This is a genomic window from Aquiflexum sp. (genome assembly GCF_041751335.1).
Taxonomy (GTDB): Bacteria; Bacteroidota; Bacteroidia; order Cytophagales; family Cyclobacteriaceae; genus Aquiflexum.
In genome coordinates this window covers 1-4,779 of record NZ_JBGSXS010000017.1, presented here as the reverse complement: position 1 = coordinate 4,779, position 4,779 = coordinate 1, and the positions used below count along the sequence as shown (strand labels likewise).

Here is a 4,779-nt window from a genome sequence, read left to right as displayed (position 1 = left end):
CACAATATGCTTCACAATCTGCTCCGCATGAACAATAGAGTTTTCGAGAAAAAATTCACGGGTATTCAATCCGCCACAACCCACACCTGCCATGTAAACACCTGGGATATTGGACTCCTGATTTGTTTGGTCATAGCAAGGTTGTCGCTTTTCGTCCAAACTCAATTCCACACCCAATTGCTTTAAAAGGGCGAAATTTGGAATATAACCTGTCATGGCTAATACGAAATCATTTTCTACAGTGACCTCTCCTTCAGGCGTGCTGACAACTACTTCGCTTTCTCGGATTTCTTTGACCAAGGAATGCGTAAAGGCTTTAATACTACCTTCCTTGATGCGGTTTTCGATATCAGGCTTGACCCAGTACTTGACATTTTTATCCACACCTTCATCCTTTAATACCATGGTGACATCTGCACCTTTGCGCCAAGTTTCCAATGCCACGTCAACAGCGGAATTTGCGCCACCAACCACAACGATTTTTTGTCCGATATAAGGCCAAGGTTCTTTGTAGTAGTGGGTAACTTTTGGAAGATCTTCACCGGGAACATTCATCAAATTGGGTAGGTCATAGAATCCGGTGGAGACGATAATGTTTTTTGTTTGATAAGTTTCTTTGGATGTCTTGATTTCAAAGAGATCTTCCTTTTTTTCCAGGGTTTTGACTTCTTCATAAAGCCTGACTTTCAACTTCCAAGTCTTTGCAACCCTTCTGTAGTATTCCAAAGCTTCTGTTCTTGTCGGTTTGTGAGCGATGGACATAAAAGGTATTCCTCCCATTTCGAGCTTTTCGGAGGTAGAGAAAAAAGTCATATTCAAAGGGTAATTGAAGAGAGAGTTGGTCAGAACTCCTTTTTCTACAATAACATAATTCAACCTTGATTTTTCACATTCTATCCCACACGCCAATCCAATGGGACCCCCACCGACTATTAATACATCCAAAATGCCCATACTTTTAATTTATTGGAAAACAGTCTCAGCCAATTTTATGTTCATTCACATCTTCCATTTGAAAAGTTACTTCATTTTCAACAGTCCTATTCTCAATTTGAAAATATCGCATTTCCTTTATTTCCACTTCTCCGGAATGTTTCCAAATCAAAACAGTTGTATTGATGGTCCCGTAATAATTCCCAAAATTGATAAATTGGGCTGAAACAGCACGCTCCTGTTCCAAAGTGGCCCCTGTATCAGCTAACTGATCATCGGGCTCAATGGTTTTGGAGAGGACTACCTCACTTAACGCTTTTTTGTCCAATGAACCTGCCTCAATTTTCTTTTTCAGCTTTTCCTTGGCCATCAGCAGCTTATTCCACGGCGTATCCAAAAGGGCATTGCTCAATCCAAACAGGCCATAAGACAATTTATGGATACCTTCCATTTTATTGGAAAAATAGAAAAGTTCATCACCTAATCCTACTAGGAGGTTGAACCCCTCATACAGGTCTTTTTCATTTTGTATTTCGGTAAGGTACTCTTCGGGACCCATATCACCCTGTAAAAAGTTTTTGACAAGATCTCCTCGTGATTTTGCGTCCTTTTTCAAATTGCGCATATCGCGGTAATTGGTCAAGGCTGCAAATCTCCCATTGGGATGGATACCCAACCAAGTCCCTCCTGCACGCAGGTCCCTGCCGGCATAAAACCCTTCATCCCACAAATGCAGGGATGCTGTGGGTCTTTCAAAAAATTCGTCCCTGTTGGCTACAAGGATCAACTTATATTCCGGGTGATTGTTCCAGTTGAAGGCTAATAAACACATGGGCGCAAATTAATAAAAGATTCGGAATACAATGGACCTTCATGGAGTATTACCTATATTTAATAGATTTCAAAAAACTTATTCCTCAATTACCCGGATGCCAATCAGAAGGTGGATCAACAGACAAAAATGGCATTGGGAAATTGGCCTGTTGTAAAAAATCCCTACAATCATCTGGAACAGTGGTCTGAGGACTCTGGCGAAACTCCAATTGATCCCTTTTGATATAAATTCTCAAAAACCTTTCATCGGAAACAAAAAACTGTCCCAAGACAAGTTCTTCATTATTGTCCAAGCTGATCATATTTCCCCTGATATTTGCGGGAGGTGGATCAAAAACAGATCCTGTCAAACTTAATTGCTGATCAATCAATTTCAAAAAATGATGGGTTTCAGCGGAAATAGACAAATGCTGAACATCCAATCTGTAGGTTTCCTTAAAACGAAGGCCATCATCAATTACATAAGCGATTCCCCTTCTCAGGTAGATCCCATTGAATTCGGTATCAGTTAAAGTAATTATATTGGTAGGTTTGGGAATATCTTTGTGAAAACACCTGGAACAACATGGTTTTGGTGCTGGACATTTGGGGCAGGTAGGGTGGTCTGGGGGGAGGTGATACAATTCCGGTTCGGTCACCAACACAAAATCCGACTCCAACAAATTCCAAAAATAATAATTTTCCTGTTCGGGAGGATCCTGAAAATGTGCCATCACCTGAACTCCAATTTCATCATTTAGTCTATCTGTAGTGACGGTACGGGTAGCATGATAAGTTACAGAATCAATTTCAGGCACGGGAGCAACTTTTTCTTTTAATGAAATATACCGCCTCCCGTCCAGAAGTTGAATCTCTAGATTATAACTTCTTCCAACCACGGCCGCAAAATCGGATGAGGTGGAATAATAACCGGAACCTATTTCAACTAGATTTTCTACCCTTCCCAAATCATCTTTAATCAGGACATTCGCTAGATTGACAGGCCTTCCAAGTCCAATGAATTCTGGCCCAAATTTCTCTACTCGGGAAAGTCGGATCTGATGAGCTTTTGGTATGGTTGTTATATACCCTTCTACATTCAAAAATCTTTGGGGATCTTCTGAGGTAAAACTGAATTTATCTATGCATGATGTCACCCAAAGTGCCAAAATCACCCAAATAATAAACTTAATTCGCTCAAAAATAAAATATGTTCTCATTGCCTTTTAAAAACCATTGGGATCAAATTTCCAGAATTCCATTCTTCGAGGTATGGCATAAATCCTCAAAAAATATAAAAACCCTTCACTTTCAAAAGCTGCCACAATCCTCCCACTTGGTGTTCCGGTAAACCGGTTTTTCTTTGACCAGATCAGGGTATTCATGTCTAGTTCCCACATATCCTCATTGTTGTCGTAGAGACCAATATAAACTTTATCTCCAACCACCACACTAAGTCCACCCGTATCTGAGAAGTTTTCTATAAAAGGAGAAGGGTATTCAGAAATCATAGTGGATTGGGCAGTTTCAAGATTATAGCGCAAAAGCGCCTTGTCTTTATTGATGATGTACAATAGATCATTGTGGACAAAATGCACCATACTTTTATCTACGTCGTAGGGAAGGTTTGGCCTCAACTGCCACAATGTTGTGAATGGATCATAGCGGTAAACCTGAGACCCAATCCCAAATGTACCCCCAACAATATAAAACCTACCTTGAGCCATAAACCCCAATCCATCCACTATGGAGATTGGTGGAGTTGGAATAGAATTGAAATTATTTCCATCAAAATGCCAAAAAGTGTTATTAAGGATTTGTGCCCCCACCTGTGGCATTTGTTCTCCGCCACCAAAAAATCCAGTTCTGGAATTAGCTGCCTTTCTTTGAGTGATCCCGGTGAAAGCGGTTCTTTGCCATGCATTCTGACCAGGAGTATATTCCCAAATATGATTTGTCGTCCGCGCACCGAGGTCTATACCTAGGCCTGCAAAAAATCTATTGCCCTGCTGAAAATAGATATTGTCCACCAACACAAAGTCTTCGGTTACAACACCTAAATTTTCATAAACTCCTGTGGCATAGTTAAAGGGTTCCGTTGCAATCAGTTCAATACCACGTGTAATGATTTTGATTTCTACTGTAGGGTTACCTGTCATGGGAGGTACCCTTACCCTGATTCGAAAACCAAAAGCTACTTCTATAACCTGTGCTTTTTGGCCCCCAAAATATACTTCCGTATCATCCCCGAAGTTTATCCCAAAAATAATGATCTCTTCACCGGGAAACTGAGTCATGGGTGTAAACCTTTCCAAAGCCGGATCAAGGGTAGAAAAAGAAAGAGTATTTCCAAAAGCAACCTGGCCTTCTTTGATGCCAAAGGCTTTAACAAAATACCCTGCCCCTAATTCCAAGCCATCAATCTCCCCAAGAAAACGTCCCGGCCTTGAAGTTTCTCCTAGGTTAAGTATGATGGGCTGATTGAAATTTTCATCTCGGGAAAAATAGAAACCATGGTCTTCAAAAGGTATATTTTCAAAGGCTATCAGTCTCCCTAAGACTATTGCCCGTTCTCCACTGACATTCACAATTTCCTCTGTGAGGATGCTAAATGTAGGATCTTCTGCCTCTTCACATCCCCCAATGGTGAGAATGGTGATCAGGACAAAAATATATCTGAATAAATTCTTCAACATAATCGTGGAGTTATAACATTGGTCATCGGGGATTCCAATCAGCAGGAGGATTGGTAGTCATTCCTGAGCCTCTGAATGCGAGGCAAGTTGTCGGAATCAAGGTTTTCGGGCTGAGAACATATTCCAGATTACTTTCATCAATGTAAATCCTGATGGGTCTTTCATCAGCAACAAAGAAATATCCAAGCACCTGATCCTCTTGATCTTCTACATTGAGCATATTCCCTCTAATATTGGCAGGAGGCAAGTCAAAAACACTACCGTTAAGCCGTAAATGTTGGTCAATTAATCTCAAATGCCTGTAAGCATCCTGCGAAATCGACATGTGCTGCATATC

At 40.8% G+C, this 4,779-nt stretch carries 5 protein-coding genes; all 5 read right to left on the bottom strand.

What is annotated here, in order from left to right; translation table 11 throughout:
• The coding region (locus tag ACEW8U_RS00815; RefSeq protein WP_373520130.1) for a YpdA family putative bacillithiol disulfide reductase at nucleotides 1-954 on the bottom strand (954 nt) is incomplete at its 3' end.
• A 25-nt stretch (nucleotides 955-979) separates the two neighbouring features.
• On the bottom strand, nucleotides 980-1,765 hold the full coding sequence (locus tag ACEW8U_RS00810; RefSeq protein ID WP_373520129.1) for an NRDE family protein: 786 nt from the start codon (nucleotides 1,763-1,765) through the stop codon (nucleotides 980-982).
• Between the two features lie 85 nt (nucleotides 1,766-1,850).
• Nucleotides 1,851-2,966: a DUF4249 domain-containing protein gene (locus tag ACEW8U_RS00805; RefSeq protein ID WP_373520128.1), complete on the bottom strand. Its 1,116-nt coding sequence runs from the start codon at nucleotides 2,964-2,966 to the stop codon at nucleotides 1,851-1,853.
• A 6-nt stretch (nucleotides 2,967-2,972) separates the two neighbouring features.
• Entirely contained in the window at nucleotides 2,973-4,442 is a 1,470-nt protein-coding gene (locus ACEW8U_RS00800; RefSeq protein ID WP_373520127.1) for an IPT/TIG domain-containing protein, read from the bottom strand.
• A gap of 22 nt (nucleotides 4,443-4,464) precedes the next feature.
• Nucleotides 4,465-4,779, bottom strand: a 315-nt coding sequence (locus ACEW8U_RS00795) for a DUF4249 family protein (protein ID WP_373520126.1), incomplete at its 5' end; no start/stop codon positions are given.